The sequence below is a fragment of the Rubrivirga aquatilis genome (assembly GCF_046845665.1).
In the GTDB taxonomy this organism is placed as follows: Bacteria; Bacteroidota; Rhodothermia; order Rhodothermales; family Rubricoccaceae; genus Rubrivirga.
In genome coordinates this window covers 1,594,948-1,611,506 of the sequence record NZ_CP177355.1, presented here as the reverse complement: position 1 = coordinate 1,611,506, position 16,559 = coordinate 1,594,948, and the positions used below count along the sequence as shown (strand labels likewise).

22 protein-coding genes are annotated in these 16,559 nt (G+C 71.1%); 15 read left to right on the top strand and 7 right to left on the bottom strand.

Annotation, left to right across the window (positions count from 1 at the left end; translation table 11 throughout):
• Nucleotides 1-108 precede the first annotated feature (108 nt).
• The 10 genes from ACLII4_RS07025 (at nt 109) to ACLII4_RS06980 (ending at nt 7,291) form a co-directional block, all read left to right on the top strand.
• Nucleotides 109-561 carry a DUF305 domain-containing protein gene (locus ACLII4_RS07025; protein ID WP_412070556.1) on the top strand — a complete coding sequence of 151 codons (453 nt, stop codon included), beginning with the start codon at nt 109-111 and terminating at the stop codon, nt 559-561.
• A 57-nt stretch (nt 562-618) separates the two neighbouring features.
• Nucleotides 619-915, top strand: coding sequence for a hypothetical protein (locus tag ACLII4_RS07020; RefSeq protein ID WP_412070188.1), 297 nt, complete (start codon nt 619-621; stop codon nt 913-915).
• On the top strand, nt 912-1,448 hold the full coding sequence (locus ACLII4_RS07015; RefSeq protein WP_412070187.1) for a DUF411 domain-containing protein: 537 nt from the start codon (nt 912-914) through the stop codon (nt 1,446-1,448). Before ACLII4_RS07020 ends, ACLII4_RS07015 begins: the two co-directional genes overlap by 4 nt.
• Before the next feature lie 85 nt (nt 1,449-1,533).
• Entirely contained in the window at nt 1,534-2,727 is a 1,194-nt protein-coding gene (locus ACLII4_RS07010; RefSeq protein ID WP_412070186.1) for a hypothetical protein, read from the top strand.
• Nucleotides 2,724-3,113 carry a hypothetical protein gene (locus tag ACLII4_RS07005; protein ID WP_412070185.1) on the top strand — a complete coding sequence of 130 codons (390 nt, stop codon included), beginning with the start codon at nt 2,724-2,726 and terminating at the stop codon, nt 3,111-3,113. The genes ACLII4_RS07010 and ACLII4_RS07005 overlap by 4 nt, the downstream gene beginning before the upstream one ends.
• 175 nt (nt 3,114-3,288) lie before the next feature.
• Nucleotides 3,289-3,678 (top strand): DUF302 domain-containing protein, encoded by a 390-nt coding sequence (locus tag ACLII4_RS07000; protein ID WP_412070184.1) that lies wholly within the window; start codon nt 3,289-3,291, stop codon nt 3,676-3,678.
• Nucleotides 3,675-4,088 (top strand): heavy metal-responsive transcriptional regulator, encoded by a 414-nt coding sequence (locus ACLII4_RS06995; RefSeq protein WP_412070183.1) that lies wholly within the window; start codon nt 3,675-3,677, stop codon nt 4,086-4,088. The genes ACLII4_RS07000 and ACLII4_RS06995 overlap by 4 nt, the downstream gene beginning before the upstream one ends.
• Before the next feature lie 170 nt (nt 4,089-4,258).
• Nucleotides 4,259-6,493, top strand: a complete 2,235-nt coding sequence (locus ACLII4_RS06990) for a heavy metal translocating P-type ATPase (protein ID WP_412070182.1) — start codon at nt 4,259-4,261, stop codon at nt 6,491-6,493.
• 44 nt (nt 6,494-6,537) lie between these two features.
• A complete protein-coding gene (locus tag ACLII4_RS06985; RefSeq protein ID WP_412070181.1) occupies nt 6,538-6,783 on the top strand; it encodes a heavy-metal-associated domain-containing protein in 246 nt (81 codons plus the stop codon).
• 43 nt (nt 6,784-6,826) lie between these two features.
• Nucleotides 6,827-7,291, top strand: coding sequence for a hypothetical protein (locus tag ACLII4_RS06980; protein WP_412070180.1), 465 nt, complete (start codon nt 6,827-6,829; stop codon nt 7,289-7,291).
• Nucleotides 7,292-7,295: 4 nt separating this feature from the next.
• Here the strand turns inward: ACLII4_RS06980 and ACLII4_RS06975 are convergent, their stop codons facing one another.
• The 6 genes from ACLII4_RS06975 to eutM all read right to left on the bottom strand — a co-directional run bounded on the left by ACLII4_RS06975 (nt 7,296) and on the right by eutM (nt 11,927).
• Nucleotides 7,296-7,937 (bottom strand): hypothetical protein, encoded by a 642-nt coding sequence (locus ACLII4_RS06975; protein WP_412070179.1) that lies wholly within the window; start codon nt 7,935-7,937, stop codon nt 7,296-7,298.
• Nucleotides 7,938-8,651, bottom strand: coding sequence for a DUF4230 domain-containing protein (locus tag ACLII4_RS06970; protein ID WP_412070178.1), 714 nt, complete (start codon nt 8,649-8,651; stop codon nt 7,938-7,940).
• 108 nt (nt 8,652-8,759) lie between these two features.
• Nucleotides 8,760-9,668, bottom strand: a complete 909-nt coding sequence (locus tag ACLII4_RS06965) for a hypothetical protein (RefSeq protein ID WP_412070177.1) — start codon at nt 9,666-9,668, stop codon at nt 8,760-8,762.
• Nucleotides 9,669-10,126: 458 nt separating this feature from the next.
• On the bottom strand, nt 10,127-11,137 hold the full coding sequence (locus ACLII4_RS06960; RefSeq protein WP_412070176.1) for a hypothetical protein: 1,011 nt from the start codon (nt 11,135-11,137) through the stop codon (nt 10,127-10,129).
• Between the two features lie 38 nt (nt 11,138-11,175).
• Nucleotides 11,176-11,634: a BMC domain-containing protein gene (locus ACLII4_RS06955; RefSeq protein ID WP_412070175.1), complete on the bottom strand. Its 459-nt coding sequence runs from the start codon at nt 11,632-11,634 to the stop codon at nt 11,176-11,178.
• Between the two features lie 5 nt (nt 11,635-11,639).
• Nucleotides 11,640-11,927: an ethanolamine utilization microcompartment protein EutM gene (gene eutM / locus ACLII4_RS06950; RefSeq protein WP_412070174.1), complete on the bottom strand. Its 288-nt coding sequence runs from the start codon at nt 11,925-11,927 to the stop codon at nt 11,640-11,642.
• A gap of 261 nt (nt 11,928-12,188) precedes the next feature.
• Between eutM and ACLII4_RS06945 the strand changes: the two genes are divergently transcribed.
• The 5 genes from ACLII4_RS06945 (at nt 12,189) to ACLII4_RS06925 (ending at nt 15,028) form a co-directional block, all read left to right on the top strand.
• Nucleotides 12,189-12,566: a hypothetical protein gene (locus tag ACLII4_RS06945; protein ID WP_412070173.1), complete on the top strand. Its 378-nt coding sequence runs from the start codon at nt 12,189-12,191 to the stop codon at nt 12,564-12,566.
• A 61-nt stretch (nt 12,567-12,627) separates the two neighbouring features.
• The gene (locus tag ACLII4_RS06940) at nt 12,628-12,807 is read left to right on the top strand and encodes a hypothetical protein (protein WP_412070172.1); all 180 of its coding nucleotides are present in this window, start codon (nt 12,628-12,630) and stop codon (nt 12,805-12,807) included.
• Between the two features lie 250 nt (nt 12,808-13,057).
• On the top strand, nt 13,058-13,375 hold the full coding sequence (locus tag ACLII4_RS06935) for a DUF6804 family protein (protein ID WP_412070171.1): 318 nt from the start codon (nt 13,058-13,060) through the stop codon (nt 13,373-13,375).
• Between the two features lie 176 nt (nt 13,376-13,551).
• The gene (locus ACLII4_RS06930; RefSeq protein ID WP_412070170.1) at nt 13,552-14,292 is read left to right on the top strand and encodes a hypothetical protein; all 741 of its coding nucleotides are present in this window, start codon (nt 13,552-13,554) and stop codon (nt 14,290-14,292) included.
• A 58-nt stretch (nt 14,293-14,350) separates the two neighbouring features.
• The gene (locus ACLII4_RS06925; RefSeq protein WP_412070169.1) at nt 14,351-15,028 is read left to right on the top strand and encodes a hypothetical protein; all 678 of its coding nucleotides are present in this window, start codon (nt 14,351-14,353) and stop codon (nt 15,026-15,028) included.
• A 19-nt stretch (nt 15,029-15,047) separates the two neighbouring features.
• Here the strand turns inward: ACLII4_RS06925 and ACLII4_RS06920 are convergent, their stop codons facing one another.
• A complete protein-coding gene (locus tag ACLII4_RS06920; RefSeq protein WP_412070168.1) occupies nt 15,048-16,502 on the bottom strand; it encodes a lipopolysaccharide biosynthesis protein in 1,455 nt (484 codons plus the stop codon).
• Nucleotides 16,503-16,559: the final 57 nt, after the last annotated feature.

Below are 16,559 nucleotides of genomic sequence, written 5' to 3'. Positions count from 1 at the left end.
CGCCCGCCGTCCTCTGCGGCGAGCCGCTTTCCCCTCACCCACCCCACCCCTCTCGTGAACGACCCGATGACCGACAAGAAGCCGATGGCCGGCAAGATGAAGGACTCCATGAAGGGCTCCTACCCCCGGTTCTTCGCCATGATCATCACCTCGACGGGGGTGATGCTCGCGCTCATGTACTCGACGGTCTACGTCGCCGACCACATCTGGTGGAGCCAGACGAAGGGCTGGATGGCCCTCTACATGGGCGCCGCGATGGCCGTCGTGATGCTGGCGTTCATGCTCGGCATGTACGCCGACAAGAGGAAGAACCTGATGATCTTCGCCGGCAGCGCACTCGTGTTCGCCGTCGCCCTGTTCTTCGTCCGTGCCCAGACGACCGTCGGGGATGTAGCCTGGATGAAGGCGATGATCCCGCACCACTCGATCGCAATCTTGACGTCGGAGCGCGCCCAGATCTCCGACCCGCGCGTCCGCGAGCTGGCCGACGAGATCATCGAGGCCCAGCGCCGCGAAATCGCCGAGATGGAGGCGCTGATCGCCGACCTCGAAGATCAGTAGCGCCCCGAACCCGTTCGACACCGGGGCGTCCTACGCCCCTGACCCCCCGCGTTTCTGATGATTCTCCGACTCACCGCCCTCGTCCTCGTCGCCGGCCTCGCCGGCTGCACGTGGGACGACCGCCCCGACGGCGCCGAGGCCGTCCACTCCGCCTCCGACGGCTACTACGGCGAGTACGGCCCGCAAGCGACGCCGCTCGGCGGCGACCTGGTCGACGCCGAAGTGATCGAGCCGCTCGACGGCGGCGCTGGCGTTGACGCCCCGATTCCGACGCCCCAGCCCGTCCCCACCACTGGCCCCTCCGACACGACCACCGAGGTCGAGGAGGCGCTGACTCCCGGTACCGAACGATGACCAAGCTTCTCCCGCTCCTCGCCCTGTTCGCCCTCGCGGCCTGCCAGATGGAGGCGGCCACGCCGGAGACGGCCGCGCTCAACCTCGACGCCGCCGCCGCAGATGCGGCCGTGACGATGCCCGTCGCCCTCGTCGGCGACGACGCGCCCACGATGACGGTCTATAAGAGCCCCACCTGTGGGTGCTGCTCGATGTGGGTCGAGCACATGGAGGCGGCCGGGTTCACGGTGATCACCGAGGACCGCACCGACATGACAGCCGTCAAGGACAGCTTGGGCCTGCCGTCCGACCTGTCGTCGTGCCACACAGGCGTGGTCGACGGGTACGTGATCGAGGGGCACGTCCCCGCGGAACACGTCGCGCGCCTTCTCGACGAGCGCCCCGAGGCCAAGGGGCTGGCCGTCCCCGGGATGCCGGTCGGCTCGCCGGGCATGGAGATGGGCGACCGCAAGGACGCCTACAACGTGCTCATCGTCGGCGAGACCGGCGAGGCCGCCGTGTTCGCGGCCGTCCCCGGCAACTCGGCGCCGTAGCGCGAGCGACATCTGATTGCGGCCCGCGACCGATCGCTCGGCGCGGGCCGTGGTGTGTCGGCCCGGCGTGCCGTAGGCTTGCGGCATGACCCGACGCCTCCGCCCCGCCCTCGTCGCGCTCGCCGTCCTCGCGGCGTGTGCCGACGCCCCCGAATCCGACGCCCCCGCGTCGACCGCCAGCACCGTCGCAGGCGCCGTCGACGTGCCCGCCGACTCCGGGGCGCAAGCGCCCCGCTTGGTCCTCGACGCTGACGGCACGCCCGTGCTGTCGTGGGTCCAGCCCGACGGCGACGGGCACGCCTTGCGCGCGTCGCGATGGACCGGCGACGGCTGGGGCCCGGCCGAGACTGCCGACTCCGGCGCCGACTGGTTCGTGAACTGGGCCGACACGCCGGGCGTGGTCCCGACCGCGGACGGGCTCGTCGCGCACACGCTCGTCCGCCACCCCGAGGGCGACTCGCCCTACGCCTACGACGCGGCGGTGCTGGCCGGTGGCCGCCGCCAACTGTTGCACGACGACGGCCGCGCCGCCGAGCACGGGTTCGTCTCCACCGCCAGTCTCGCCGACGGGCGCACGGCATTCGTCTGGCTCGACGGCCGCGAGCAGTCCGGCCACCACGGCGGCGGCGCGATGACGCTGCGCACGGCGACCGTCGCGAGCGACGGCACGATCTCCGACGAGGCGCTGCTCGATGCGCGCACCTGCGACTGCTGCCCCACGGCGACCGTCGCGACCGACGCCGGGCTCGTCGTTGCGTACCGCGACCGGACCGAGGCCGAGGTGCGCGACGTCGCCGTCGTCCGGCTCGTCGACGGCGTGTGGACGGAGCCCGTCGTCCCCCACGCCGACGGCTGGACCATCGACGCGTGCCCGGTCAACGGCCCGGCGCTGGCGGCCGATGGCGACCGCGTGGCGCTGGCGTGGTACACCGGCGCCGAGCCGAGCCGAGTGCAGGTGACGCTCTCCGACGACAGTGGCGCGACGTGGACTGACGCGGTCCGCATCGACGGCGGGACGCCGATCGGCCGCGTTGGCGTGGCGTTCCTGCCGGATGGCGGCGCCGTCGTGAGCTGGCTGGAGATGGTCGGCGAGACCGCCGAGCTCCGCTTGAGGCGCGTCGCCGCCGGCGGCACGGCGGGCGACACGCAGACCGTGGCAACGATGGATGCCGGGCGTGCGAGCGGTGTCCCACACGTCGTGGCGCTGGGCGACCGGGTGCTGATGGCGTGGACCGATGCCAGCGCGGCGACTGTGCGAACGGCCGTCGTGGACCCGTGACCCCGGGCGCCCCGGCGCTCAGTTGGCTCGCGCTCGGCGCGGTGCTGGCGGCGGTGTACCTCGCGGGCGGAGTTCGCTGTACCGGCCGCCGGGCGCGCGCGTGGTGGGCGGCGGGCCTGCTGGTGGCTGCCCTCTTGCATGTCGGGTTCGCCATCGGGGACGGAACGGGCGCCGTTCTCCTCCAACTCGTCGGCGTGGCTTGCGCGGGCGGTTTCGCTCGGATGGGGCTTGCCGGACGAATGGGATGGCTGGCGGCGGGATGGCTGCTGCATCCGCTCTGGGACCTCGCGCTCGGCGGCACGTCGCCCGCGTGGTACGTGTGGCTGTGCCTCAGCTTCGACCTCGTGGTCGGCGCGACGCTCTACTTCCGCGCGGTCCGGCGATAGGGCCGGGGTGGCCTGCGAACGGGCGTTCCGACTGTCCCCCTCACGCATACAGCTTCCGCTGCACGGAACGAAGCGATGGGCGGTTGGACGGGGGGAGCCAATGCCAATGACCGCCGGCTCGCGGGAACGGGAGGCCCGGGGCTCGGCGTTTCCCCACCTCCCTCTCCCCTCTCCGATGGCCGACTACACCTTTACACGCACCCTCGACACCGACCTCGCCGACGCCGAGGCCCGCACACGCGCCGCGCTCTCCAAGGAGGGCTTTGGCGTGTTGACCGAGATCGACATCCAGGCCACGCTCAAGACCAAGCTCGATGTCGACGTGCCCGGTTACCGCATCCTGGGCGCCTGCAACCCGCCGCTCGCGCACCGCGCCATGCAGGCCGAGCCGCGCATCGGCGCCATGCTGCCCTGCAACGTGATCCTGCGCGACCTGGGCGACGGGACGACCGAGGTGGCCGCCGTCGACCCGGTCGCCAGCATGTCGGCCGTCGAGAACGCCGAGCTGGGGGACGTGGCGGCGGAGGTCCGCGACCGGCTCCAGCGCGTCGTGGCGGCGCTGTGAGGATCGGGGCCTTCGCGGACGCGGCCGGCGTGCCGGTCGACACGGTCCGTTACTACGAAAAGCGCGGGCTGCTGGCGGCGCCGCCGCGCACGGCGGGCGGCTTCCGCGAGTACGACTCGGACGCACTGCGCCGCCTGCGGGCCCTCCGCCGTTCCCAGGCCCTCGGCTTCACGCTCGACGAGGCCTCGAGCCTGCTGGCGCTCTCGTCCGACGCGCACGCCGACGCGGGCGCCGTCCGCCAGCGGGCGACCGACAAGGTGGCCGAAATCGACGCGCGCATCGCCGAGCTGACGCGCACGCGCGACGCGCTGGCCGCGCTCGCGGAGACCTGCGGCGGGGTCCACACGACGCGCGCCGAGTGCCCCGTGCTGGCGGCCTTGGCCGACGACCTCCCGGCGTCCGACCCGTAGGGACACGCGGGTGGCGTGCCCACGGGAGCGATCGGCACGGGCACGCCACCGGCGTGCCCCTACGCCCCCCCGTTGCGGTCGAAACGGACGGGGGCCGCGGATCCCGCGTCTCTGATTCACGGAACTCTGGAGTAGGGTCCAGGGCGTATACCCTCAAAACCGCCACATCCATGCCTGAGACCACTGCTCCCGCCCGCACCGTCACGCTCCGCGTCGAGGGGATGGAATGCGCCTCGTGCTCGGCGCGCGTCGAGCGCGTGCTGTCGCGCATGGAGGGCGTCGAGTCGGTCGGGGTGAACCTGGCGACCGAGCGGGCGACCGTCTCGGCGCGGCCCGGGCTCAGCGACGACGCGATTGCCGATGCCATCCGCAAGGCGGGCTTCGAGGCGGGCGCCGACATCGACCGGACGGAGCGCGAGGCTGACAAAGACGCCGAGCGCGCCTTGCAACGCGGTCGCGCGCTGTGGGCCGCCGCCCTCACGCTGCCGATCTGGATTCTCGAGATGGGCCCGATGCTGGTCCCCGGCGCAGGCGGCTGGCTGGGCCGGACCGTCGGCGAGACGACGCTGCGGTGGACGCTGCTGGCGCTCGGCACGGCCGTCCAGTTTGGACCCGGGCGCCACTTTATCCGCGCCGGTTGGGCCGCGCTCCGCTCGGGCGCCCCGTCGATGGACACGCTCGTCCTGCTCGGCACCTCCGCCGCGTACGGCTACTCGGTCGTGGCGACGCTCGCGCCCGGCGTGCTGCCCGCGGGCGCCGACCACGTCTACTTCGAGGCGGCGGCGACCATCATCACCTTGATCTTGGCGGGCCGCTGGATGGAGGCGCTCGCGAAGGGCCGCGCCGGCGCCGCCATCCGTGCGCTGCTGGATTTACAGCCCGCGACGGCGATCGTCGTGCGCGACGGCCGAGAGCAGGAGGTCGCGCTGGCGGACGTCTCCGTCGGCGACCGCGTGCTCGTCCGCCCCGGCGCGCGCATCCCGGTCGACGGCGTCGTGGTCGCGGGCCGCTCGTTCGTCGACGAGTCGGCGATGACGGGCGAGCCGGTCCCGGTCGAGAAGGAGGAGGACGCGTCGGTCGCGGCGGGGACCGTCAACGGGACGGGCGCGCTGACCGTCGAGGCGGGCGCAGTCGGGGGCGCGACGGCGCTGGCGCGGATCGTCCGGATGGTGGAGGACGCCCAGGGCTCGAAGCCGCCGATCCAGGCGCTCGCCGACCGCGTGGTCGGCGTGTTCGTGCCCGTCGTGCTGGCGACGGCCGCCGTCACGTTCGCCGTCTGGATGCTGGTCGGGCCCGAGCCTCGGCTGACGTACGCGCTCGTCGCGGCCGTCTCGGTGCTCATCATCGCGTGCCCGTGCGCGATGGGCATCGCCACGCCGATCTCCGTCTTGGTCGGGACCGGCCGCGCGGCGCAGAAGGGCGCGTTCGTGCGCGAGGGCGCGGGCCTGCAGGCGCTCGCGGAGGCCGACCTGGTCGTCTTCGACAAAACGGGCACACTGACGCTGGGGCGCCCCGCCGTCACCGACGTGGTCGGGCTGGGTGGCGCGAACGGGGCCGAGGCGCTCCGGCTGGCGGCGGGCGTCGAGCGCCAGAGCGAGCACCCGATCGCGCGCGCGCTCCTCGCGCACGTCCCGGACGCGCCCGACGCGAGCAGCGTCGAGGCCGTGCCCGGCTTCGGCGTCACCGGGACGGTCGAGGGCCGGGCCGTCGCCGTCGGCGCCCCTCGCCTGCTGGACCGGCTCGGGATCGTGCTGTCCGACGCCGACCGCCAGCAGGCCGACGATCTCGCCTCCGAAGGCAAGACCCCGCTCGTCGTCGCCGTCGACGGCGTGGCGGTCGCGCTCGTGGCCGTCTCCGACCCCATCAAGCCCGGCGCCCGGGCCGCGCTCGACGCCCTGCGCGCGCAGGGGCTGGAGCTGGCGCTGATCTCGGGCGACGCCGAGGCGACGGCGCGGGCGGTGGCGAAGACCCTCGGCATCGAGACCGTCCGCGCCGAGGTGCTGCCCGACGAAAAGGCCGCAGCGGTCGCCGCGTTTCAGGCCCGGGGTAGAAAGGTCGCCTTCGTCGGCGACGGCATCAACGACGCGCCCGCGCTCGCGGTCGCGGATGCCGGGCTGGCGATGGGGACGGGCACCGACGTGGCCATCGAGGCGGGCGACGTGGTGCTGGCGGGCGGCGACATCGAGGCGGTCGGCCGGGCGGTCGGCGTGGCGCGGGCGACGCTTCGCAACATCCGCCAGAACCTGTTCTGGGCCTTCGCCTACAACGTGATTCTGATTCCCGTCGCCGCCGGCGTGCTCTTCCCCGCCTTCGGGATCCTGCTCTCCCCCATGCTCGCGGCCCTCGCGATGGTCTTCTCGGACCTGTTCGTGATCGGCAACGCGCTTCGCCTTCGCGCAGCGTGAGACACGGGGCCCCTTGCCCCTTCCCTCCCCCTTCCCCTCCTCCCATGTTCAACCTCGCCCCCGACCGCCACACCGAAACGCTGGAGATCACCGGGATGTCCTGCCAGCACTGCGTCGGCGCCGTCCGCGACGCGCTGGCGGGCGTCCAGAACGCCGTCGTGGAGTCCGTCGAGATCGGTTCCGCGCGGGTCGACGCCGGCCCCGAGGCCACGCGCGAGATCCTGATCGAGGCCGTCGAGGCCGCCGGGTTCGACGTGGTCGGCGGCGCGAGCGCTCCGGCGCCCCGGTAGTCCACGGGCGAGGCGCTAGCTTGGCGCTGTCCCTCCTGAACTGATGGCCGACGATTCCGCTCCCCGCCCCGACCTCTCCAAGGGCGTCCTCGACCTCTCGACCGGCCCGGCGGCCCCGCCGCCGCCCGCCCCGACGCCGCGCCCACCGGCCGTGCCCGACCCTGCCGTCCGGGTGGGCCAGGCGCTCGACCTCTCGACCGGCCGCCCCCCGAGTGGCCCGCCGCGCAAGCCGTCGCTCGGCTCGCTAGGGTCCGGGCCTCTCATCCGCGAGACGGTCGACTTCTCGTCGCTGAAGCCACCGGCCCCGGCCGAGGCACCCGCCAAGGCCGAGCGCGCCCCGCGCGCAGAGCGCCGCGCGGGCCACGCCCCTCGCCAGCGCGACGACCGGAACGACGGGGGCCACTCGGGCAACCGGGACCGGGGTAAGGGCACGGCACCCGCCTCCTCGGGCTCGTCGCTGGCGGATCTGCTCGACCCCGAGATGCTGGCGAAGCTCCGCGGCGGCTGAGCCGCTACTTGCCCCGGCGCCAGAACGCGCGGACGCGGTCCTCGATGGCCTCCATCCCCGCCAGGTTCACGCCTCGGCGGAGCGCCTCGCGGACGATCAGCGAGCGCAGCGTCTGGTCGGCGGGCGGGAGCGGGTACCACATCTGCTGGATCGGATCCACGATCGGTCCGAGCAGGATGCTGACGAGGCCCAGGCGGAGCGCGATGAACCCGGCGACGCCGGTCCACACGGCCGCGAACTGACCGGCGTTCGCGAACGCGCTCAGCACGACCACGTAGAGCAGCCCCTGCACGACGGGGTGCTCCAGCACGCGCAGCGTGCCGATCAGGCCGGGTGCGACGATGCCGGGCGCGGCGGCGGCCCACAGTGCGAACAGCACCATCGTCAGCCCGGCCGCCGTCCACCACGGCAAGAGCGCCAGCAGAACGGGCAGCGCGAGCGCCGCCAGCGTGACCGGAGAGCGGAGCCACACGCCGGCGCGGGCCAGCAGCGTCCCCAGCCCGACCGCCTCGACGACGGGCCCGGCGTAGTCGCGCAGGAGGGGCTCCGTGGTGCGGTAGCGCGTGCCGTCGGCGGCCAGCAGGCCGGCGCGGGTGTCGACGTAGGCGGGGGTCTCGCGCGCCGGGCGCGTCCAGGGCAGCTTCACTTACTCGGCGGGGATGGAACGGCGCCCGCCCTCGGGCTGGATGTCGAGCGTGTCGCCGGGCGCGACGACGAACCGGAAGCGCACGTCGGCGAGGTCGACGCCGGCCGCCTCCAGCGGGGCCGCGAGCACGCGGCGCAGGGCGCGGGCGGAGTTGATGGCGGGCTGGTCGGAGGCGCGGAGGTGGGCCTCGGCCTGCTCCCGGAGCGCGGGCCGGACACGCCGCAGCGTCTGCTCGACGGTCCGTTCGGTGAGCGACGGCGTCAGGCGCGCCTGGCCGCTCAGGTCGATGTCGACCTCGGCGTCCTCCAACTCGGGCTCGACCGAGAACACCGACAGCGGCGGCAGCACCACTTCGACGAGGCCGCCCTCCCGGAACCGGATGTCGTCGGCGCCGAAGTCGTCGAGCGAGAACCCGTACGTCATCGTCGCCGGGACGCGGACGGCCACCTCGGCGCGGCCCGTCTCGATGTCGAGCAGCCGGATCCGCCAGCGCCGTGCACTCGACCCCGACAGCGTCGACGCCAGCCGCCCGGTGACGACGAAGCCCTCGGCCGCCTCGGCCTCGATGCCCGTCCGCACGGCAGACCGGATCTCGTCCTCGCTGATCCCGCCCCGGGTGAGCAGCACGGCGGCGGCGGCAACGAGCGCCGCGACAAGGCCCAGCCCCAGGAGGGCCCACGGGCGAAACGAGCGAGAGGAGTCATCGGGAATCATGGGCGACGTACGCCAGCCGGCGAGCCGGTGATTCAGTGGCGGGTGCGCTCAGATCGCGCATGCATTCCCCGTTGCTCGCCCCTCGTTCCCGGCGAGCGCAGGGAGCCCTCATCCCGCCAGCAGGACGAGCGCGACGCCCGCCAGCCCCAGCCCGACGAGGTTGGCGCGCGACAACGCCTCGCCCCAGACGAACCGCCCGATGATCGCGGCGCCGAACACGATGGCGACGCTGTTGGCCGGGAACGCGACGGTCCCGTCGAGCTGGTCGAGCGCGCGCAAGAGGAACTCGGCCGAGCCGTAGTTGACGACGCCGAGCCCGACGCCCCAGACCCACGCCTGCGCGCTCGGCCACCGCCCCGTCCGCACGCCCTTGACCCCGACGGCCACGGCGCCGACCAGGAACGCGACGCCGAAGACGAACAGCAGGAACGTCGAGATCGGCGTGTCGCCACCGGCAGCGGCCGAGAAGACCTCCCGGAACACCTTCATGTTGACGTCCACCAATCCGCCGGACAGGAACAGCAGCGCCAGCAGACCCACCGTCTTCGGCGCGTCGGCGTGGGGCTCGGCATCGGGGTCGCTCGTGGGCGGGCCGAGCTTGCCGGGCGGCGCGGCGGCGGGCCGGGCCACCAGGAAGAAGGCCGCGCCCGCCAGCGCCAGCCCGACGAACTGGAACGCCGTCGGCACCTCGCCCCACACCAGCCACGACGCCACGAACGGCACGACGACGGACAGCCGCATCACGCCCGCGGCGAGCCCCATCCCGGCCTCGCGGATCGCCAGCGAGAACAGCCAGAACCCGACGATGAACAGCACGCCTTGCCCTACCCCGAGGGCCACCAGCCCGCCCGAGAGCGCGCCCATCGGGGCGACGCCCTGCAAGCCGATCGCCAGCAGCGCACCGGCGAGGTAGTTCACCGTCAGCAGCGCCGTCCGGTCGAGGTCGCGCCGCTCGGCCACCTTGAAGACGACGGCGATCGAGAGGCTGCAGGCGACAGCGAGGGCGAGGTACAGCATCGGCGGGGCGAAGGGAGCCGGGGAGGATAGCGGGCGCCGCGTGGAGAGGCGGCGGATCCCACCCGAGGACTCGGCGGAGGGACCGGCACACACGCTGGCGCGAGCCCCCCCTTACGACGTCCCCTCCCCCCGTCGGAGAGCAAGGCCGGTACGTTCTGCCAGCAAAGTCGTCTTGCTAAGCCAAATCAATAGTCATCCCCCTGTAGGCGGGGATCCATTGGAGGCTGATCGCGAAGCACAACCGCCGTATGGATTCCCGCGCAGGCGGGAATGACGCATTCTTTTTGATCTTCGCCTGTAGAACTTGCCGGCCCTGCCGTGGGAGAGGGACAGGGTGCGGTCGCCCTCCCCCGGCCCCTCTTCCCCGCCTGCGCGGGGACAGGCTGGAGGGTCGGAGCCCACCGTGCGCTCGCATGCGCGGGACCGTTCGATGGCGCCAGCCCCCCGCTGGGGGGCCGTTACTCCTTGCCCGCCTGTGGCGCCGCGCGGCGCTGGATGAAGTACTCGACGCGCGACGGGCTCAGGACCACATCGCGCACGTCGAGGTCGGCGGGCTGGCGGACGGACACCGGGACCTCGCCGTCGGTCGGGTTGCGGCGGATGTCGAAGAAATCCACGACGGCGCGGAAGCCGGGGGTGGTGAGCGCCCGCTCGTAGGTGTCGCCGACGGTGGGGACCCGGTAGATGGCCGTGACGCGAGCGGGGTCGAACCGGACGCCGACGATGTCGTCGGGCAGGTTCTCGACCTCCACATCGAGCACGCGACGGCCCTCGGTGAACTCGCCCACGTCCACCGACACACGCGTGGCGCGGACGGCGGGCGAGAGCAGGCCGCCGAAGGTGTCGGCGAGGGCGACGGTCCGGGCCAGGCTCGCCTGCACGTTCTGCGCGCTCAGCACCTCGGTCGGCCAGTCGTCGAGGCGGCCCAGCAGCGACTGCGCGCCGGTGACGGTCACCGAGTCCGGGCGCAAGCGCGGGGTACGGAGCAAGTCGTACGACGCGACGGTCTCGATGGCCGAGCGCAGGCGGATGGGGAGCCGGCGGCTGGTCCGCACGTCGAGCGCGAGGGCGACGGTGGCCGGCTGAACGCTCTGGACCTCGATGTCGGGCGGGAGCCCGGCGTCCTGGAGCGCCGCCGCGAGGTCGATCGTCTCGCTCTCGGCGACGACGCGGAGCGTGGGCAAGCGGCGGGTGAGCGAGAGCAGCGTCCAGCCCTCGCCCCGGAGCGTCACCGTGACCTCCTCCGGCGGCGGCTCGCGCAAGGCCTGCCCGGCGGGCGTCTGGACGATCTCGACCGGCAGCCGCATCGTGACCGGGTACGTCTCGCGCATCGAGAAGCTGAACCACATCACCAGCGCCACGACGAGCGAGAGCAGCATCGCCAGCCCCCGTTCGCTGGGCGGCTCGGTGTCGTCGAGGGGCTCCGCGCTGGGCGCGAGGGTCCGGAGCCGGTCGCGGATGGCGAGCAACGTGCTGCGGGCCGGACGACGGGGCGTCCTCGCCCCGCTCACGACGTCGCGCGCAAGAAGGCCAACAGGTCGTCCTTCGAGGCCCGCGAGATGTCGCGGCCGCTGAGCCGGTCGTCGTCGCGGTCGCGCGCGAGCTGGCGCAGTTCCTTCACCGTCCGGTCGTCGTAGTCGTCGGCGGCGGCGCTGCGTGCGGCGGGCAGGGCGCCCGGCTCGGCGCCGACGAGCATCGTCCACACGCCCTCTCCGGGGCGCGGGATCAGGTGGGCCGCGACGACGGTGCCCACGCGCTCGCCAGCGGCGCGGCCGGCGTCGAGCGCGGCGCGCACGGCGGCCACCTCCCCAACAATGAGGTGCGTGATCAGCGCCGGGTTCGTCCGCTCCTGGCGGACGAGCCGGACGGCGGCAGCCTTGACCATCGCGTCCGCCGCCTCGATGGCGGCGACCAGGCCGTGCGTCTCGAGCAGGCCGAGCGCCTCGTAGTGCGTGGAGTCGGCCACCAGAGCTACTCGCCCGGCAGGATCGCCTCGACTTCCGCGTGCGGACGCGGGATGACGTGGACCGAAACGAGCTCGCCGACGCGCTCGGCGGCGGCGGCCCCGGCGTCCGTGGCGGCCTTGACGGCGCCGACGTCGCCACGGACCATGACCGTGACGAACCCGCCGCCGATCTGCTCCTTCCCGATCAGGTTGACGCGGGCGGCCTTGACCATGGCGTCGGCGGCCTCGATGGCGCCGACGAGGCCTTTCGTCTCGACCATTCCGAGGGCGGCGCCGATGTCTCCGTTGGGCATGTCTTCTACTCGTGAAAGTGGGGGGGCGGCGCGGACCTGCGCCGGACCGGCAATCTAGCCCCGCCGGACACCGAGCACCAACGCCCGGAGCACGGGGCGCCAGGGATGCGCGCGGGATGCTCCGACGGCGTGCGTCTCGTCGCCCCCACGCGCTCCGGCCGCGCTCGGAGTGCGAGGCCACCCGACGGCGCCCCCTCGCGGCCGGCTGGCGGGCCGTTCCACTCGGACACGCTACGTTCGGGGCGTGCCGCCTCTGTTCCGATGCGCGTTCTCCAGACCCTCCGCCCCGGCCACCGGGGCACCCGCCGCTTCGTGGATCGCTTCGGCGACCAGCTCGTCTGCGTCCGCTACCGGACCGACGGCGCGAACCGGCGGGTCACGACGGTCGAGTTGGTCGTCGACGAGCGAGCGTGGGCGCCCCGCGCGGCGACCGTCGTCGGCGTCCGTGTGGTGTGGGGGGAGGCCGAGGTCGCACGGAGGGTCAAGGCGAGCGGCGGGGTGTGGGACGCGAGCCGGAAGGTCTGGCGGCTCCGCGCCGGGGAGGCCCGGCGGCTCGGGCTTGCCGACCGGACGGTGCCGCTGGGTGAAGGCGTGCCGCGTAGTGAGTCACTAGATTTGGCGACCGGTCACTACCGATAGTGACTCACCACGCCGCTGAAGTAGTGGTTCTACCGCCCCTCCCACTCAGACCACGACAGCCATGAGAGAATGGGTAACCGAAACGGCGTTCTCGCTCTACGCGATCATGCAGCCAATCTTCGGATTTGCGTTCCTGCTGGTCCTGTTCGTATTCGTTCCGCTCGGGCTGATCCGTAAGACTCGGAGCTTCGCGTCTTCAGCGCTCATGATCTCGTCGTACGTGTTTGGCGCTACTGTCTAGCTGTTCAGTGTTGGAGTAGCCTTCGCTCTCCTGGGCTGGTTCTGGTTGATCGTCGGCCTCTTTTTCGCGGGAGTCGGCGTAGTCCCTGTCGCTTTTCTCGGCGCGCTGCTCAATGGGGAGTCAGGCATTGCGTTCATGGGCATCTTGCTGCCGGTCATTTTGACGTTTGGCACACGGATGCTCGCCTTGCACTGGGGGGAGAAGTCGGAGGCAGGGCGAGTCACATCATCGTACTAACGTTTGGTTCCGCATGGCTTACAAGCCTCTGGCTCTGCTCGCGGCTGGCTTCCTGGTCATCGCGTTGGCACCGATGCCGTACGGCTACTACACGCTGCTCCGTCTCGTTGTGTGTGGCGTATCAGCCTACGGAGCGTTCCGAGCCGCAGAGTCGGGTGCCACGGCGTGGACGTTGACTTTGGGGGTAACGGCTTTGCTGTTCAACCCCATCGTTCCGATTCCGCTGGACCGGGAGACATGGGCGCTCATTGATGTTGCTGCGGCTGTCCTCATGGTCGTCTCGGGCTTCAAACTCCGTGAGCCAGAAGGTGCTGGCCCACCGGGGCGGTAGAACCCGCCACTGCAGGCCGACACAACGCTCCAGCGTCCTTGCCTCGTTCTACCGTCAGCGCCTACGTTGCCTCGTCCAACCGCCCCGCCGCGATGTGCGGCTGAGTGGCAAACTGTTGTGCCGCATTCCCCTCTGTTTCAGTAACTTGACCTCGCAAAGCCTGAGCACGTTACGCCATGATGAAGCTGGTACTCTTTCCGCTGGTGCTCATAGCTCTTCTGGCGGCTGCGTTTGTTTTCTTTAGGCTTCTCAAGCTTGCTGGCTACGTCGCAGGCTCGACGGCACTCAGCATCGTGCCTCTTGTCTTATCTATTTTTATATCCTTACTACTAGATGTTAAATTCGTAGCACTAGGTTCCGGATTCATGTCATACATCTACTCGAATGAAGGCGGAGTTTGGGGTTTTTATGGCATAGTGGTGTCATTGTATTTGTTTATCATGTGCAGTTCTCTAGTCGTTACCTTAATGGTAGAGAACTTACGGAAGACTAGATGGGGGGCGAGGGCTAGGTTCCTAGAATCTTTCAGTTTCAAATTCGACAAGCTGGAGGAGGTTGATGAGCGGTTGCCAGATATGCTCAGAATGGGCGCGGCATTCTGGGGCGGCTTCGGGGTCTTCGTGTCTTACAGTTTGATAGTGTTCTTGCTTACAAACATTTACAACGTTTCCTTCTTTGAAACGCCCATGGTTGATACACTTTCGTACAAACAGTCAGTCAATCTTGCGATTCAAAATTGGTGCGACGCTATACCTGTCGTCCAGACTGCTCTCAGAAATCAGTTCTCACCACTAGATGTGTATTGGAATTCATTCGGTTCTGGAGCAATGATGTTTTTGACTCTGGCCTATCAGTTCCTGATTTGGCCTGCACTAGCAAATTTTGTTATTAAAGGATGGGAGGTGTTCACTGATTAATCTGCTTGTCTCCCCATGCGGCATAATCTGCTATTCCGCGGCCTCCTCCTGACGACTTATGGCCGGTCCGGCGCTCTCGGTAGAGACCATCCCCTCGGGGGGCGGCGCCCCGGAGTGGGCGTTCCAAACGAAGGAGTTGTGGAGGCCGGCCCTCTACGTCCTCATGGGGGCGCCAGGCACCACGGGCCGCTTCGCGGACGGCCGCGTCGCCGACGGGCGAGTCCAGGTCCCCGTGGATGCGGGGCGCGCCCATTTCGGCCGCCAGTACGAGAGCCTGTTCCGTTGGGTGCTCCCCGCCCACGGCGCGCTCGACCGTCTCGCCGCGGTCGGCATGGGGACCGATGTCTGGCGGGCCCTCCGGCGGGCGGCGGCCCTCTTCTCGAGTGAGGAACACCTCGACGTGCTCCGCCTGCTCGCGCGAGGTTATTTGTCAGCCGTGACCATCGCCGTCGATCTCGACACCCGGCGGAGCGATGTATCCTCGGCGTACACCGAGGCCGAAGAAGAACGGCGCGAGCGGGTCGATGCGTTCAACCGCATCCTGGGCCGTCTTGGTCGCGATGACGTGCGAGGACTACTCGCGGAGCCCGCGCTGGCGGTGGCCTCTCTCGACAACGACGCCGGGACTGGCGTGCTCCGGTGGTTGAGCAGCGAGAGGTACAGGACGGGGGCGCTTGACCACCCCCTGCTTACGGAGGAAGAGGTCCACCAGAGCGCCACCCTTCTGGCAGACTAGGCCGCAGAACGGCCGTCTGTTAGCTGGCTTTCCCACGCACCACGTCCACCGCCCGCGCGAGGTCCTCGCGCCCGTAGACGCCCAGCGCGAACAGCCCGGGCACGTACGCCGCCGCCAGCGCCACGCGCGCCGCCAGCCGGGGCACCGTCGCCCAGTCCTCGACGGGCCGACCGAGCACGTACAGCCCGGCCGTCAGCCCCGCCACCAGCGCGAGCGCCCGCCACGAGTACGCCACAGGCGCCGACGCTTGCGCCAGCCGCGCCGTCAGCACCGCCAGCGCCGCGTACGCGAGGAGGGTCGCCACGGCCGCCCCGGCGATGCCCATCACCGGGATCAACACCACGTTGAGCGCCAGGTTGAGCAGAGCCGCCGCGCCCACGCTCACGGCGACGGCCCGCGTCCGCCCGGCGGTGTAGAGCACGTTCACGACCACGAAGTACAGCCCGTAGAACGCGAACCCGCCAGCGACGAGCACCACCACGTCCGCCGTGCCGATAAACTCGGGGTCGTCGGTGAGCACCCGGCTGACGTCGGCGACAAAGAGGCCCAGGCCCAGCGTCACCCAGCCCGCGAGCGCGGCAAAGTGACGGAACGCCTGGCGGTGCAGCTCGGGCGAGCCGGTCTCGTCTAGCGCCTTCATCCCGAGCACGGTGAACGCCAGCACGAAGCTCTGCACCAGGAACGAGTTCACGACGCCCCCGAACCGTGCGGCCCACTCGTAGACCGCCGCGCCCTCGGCGCCGAGGTAGTGGAGCACCAGGAACCGATCCCCCAGATTTAAGAACCGCCCCGCGAAGCCGGACGCGATCAGCGGCGCCCCGAACGCCAGCATCGGCCGGATCAGCCCCCAGTCGACGGTCCGCTCGACACGAGCGACGAGGAGCGGCGTCACCACGACGGCCACCAGCGCCGCCGACGCCGCGTAGCCCTTCATCACGCCCACCAGCCCCTCGCCCCGCAGCAGGAACAGCACGACGAACGCGACGAGCAGCCCCGCCTCGACGACGCCGACCAGCACGAACGCCCCCGCCTTCTCCCGCTGCCGGAGCACCGTGTACGACACGTCGGAGACGGTCTTGACGCCGATGTAGACCGCCAGCCACCGCACGGCCTCGGCGCGGTCGGGCGTCCCGAACAGCGCCTCCGACGCCCACGGCGCCAGCGCCCACCCGAGCGCCGTCGACACGGCGCCGGCCACGACCGCGACGGTCAGCGCCGTCATCGGCACCGCCGCACGCTGGCCCTCGCTCAGCGTCGGCGACGACGCGAACCGCAGGATCCCCAGGGGCAGCCCGACGCCGGCGACCAGCAGCGCGAACATCTTCGTCGCGTCGAGCGCGCCGAGGTACCCGAAGTCGGCCTTCGCCAGCACCTCGGGGTCGCCGTAGTACGCCAGCAGGATGAACCCGCTCAGCTTGGCCCCGACGCTGGCGACGGCGTACGTGCTGCTCTGCTTGAACAGGCGCCTTAGCACGAGGAGCGAGGGTCGAGGAGCGAGGAGCGAGGGACAAGGGGTCGGCCCGCCCGCGCG

What these genes read in the sequence shown, in the direction of transcription:
- ACLII4_RS07025 (WP_412070556.1), top strand. Translation starts at nt 109, where the DNA reads ATGAAGGGCTCCTACCCCCGGTTCTTCGCCATGATCATCACCTCGACG.
- ACLII4_RS07020 (WP_412070188.1), top strand. Translation starts at nt 619, where the DNA reads ATGATTCTCCGACTCACCGCCCTCGTCCTCGTCGCCGGCCTCGCCGGC.
- ACLII4_RS07015 (WP_412070187.1), top strand. Translation starts at nt 912, where the DNA reads ATGACCAAGCTTCTCCCGCTCCTCGCCCTGTTCGCCCTCGCGGCCTGC.
- ACLII4_RS07010 (WP_412070186.1), top strand. Translation starts at nt 1,534, where the DNA reads ATGACCCGACGCCTCCGCCCCGCCCTCGTCGCGCTCGCCGTCCTCGCG.
- ACLII4_RS07000 (WP_412070184.1), top strand. Translation starts at nt 3,289, where the DNA reads ATGGCCGACTACACCTTTACACGCACCCTCGACACCGACCTCGCCGAC.
- ACLII4_RS06990 (WP_412070182.1), top strand. Translation starts at nt 4,259, where the DNA reads ATGCCTGAGACCACTGCTCCCGCCCGCACCGTCACGCTCCGCGTCGAG.
- ACLII4_RS06985 (WP_412070181.1), top strand. Translation starts at nt 6,538, where the DNA reads ATGTTCAACCTCGCCCCCGACCGCCACACCGAAACGCTGGAGATCACC.
- ACLII4_RS06980 (WP_412070180.1), top strand. Translation starts at nt 6,827, where the DNA reads ATGGCCGACGATTCCGCTCCCCGCCCCGACCTCTCCAAGGGCGTCCTC.
- ACLII4_RS06970 (WP_412070178.1), bottom strand. Translation starts at nt 8,651, where the DNA reads ATGATTCCCGATGACTCCTCTCGCTCGTTTCGCCCGTGGGCCCTCCTG.
- ACLII4_RS06965 (WP_412070177.1), bottom strand. Translation starts at nt 9,668, where the DNA reads ATGCTGTACCTCGCCCTCGCTGTCGCCTGCAGCCTCTCGATCGCCGTC.
- eutM (WP_412070174.1), bottom strand. Translation starts at nt 11,927, where the DNA reads ATGCCCAACGGAGACATCGGCGCCGCCCTCGGAATGGTCGAGACGAAA.
- ACLII4_RS06945 (WP_412070173.1), top strand. Translation starts at nt 12,189, where the DNA reads ATGCGCGTTCTCCAGACCCTCCGCCCCGGCCACCGGGGCACCCGCCGC.
- ACLII4_RS06940 (WP_412070172.1), top strand. Translation starts at nt 12,628, where the DNA reads ATGAGAGAATGGGTAACCGAAACGGCGTTCTCGCTCTACGCGATCATG.
- ACLII4_RS06935 (WP_412070171.1), top strand. Translation starts at nt 13,058, where the DNA reads ATGGCTTACAAGCCTCTGGCTCTGCTCGCGGCTGGCTTCCTGGTCATC.
- ACLII4_RS06930 (WP_412070170.1), top strand. Translation starts at nt 13,552, where the DNA reads ATGATGAAGCTGGTACTCTTTCCGCTGGTGCTCATAGCTCTTCTGGCG.
- ACLII4_RS06925 (WP_412070169.1), top strand. Translation starts at nt 14,351, where the DNA reads ATGGCCGGTCCGGCGCTCTCGGTAGAGACCATCCCCTCGGGGGGCGGC.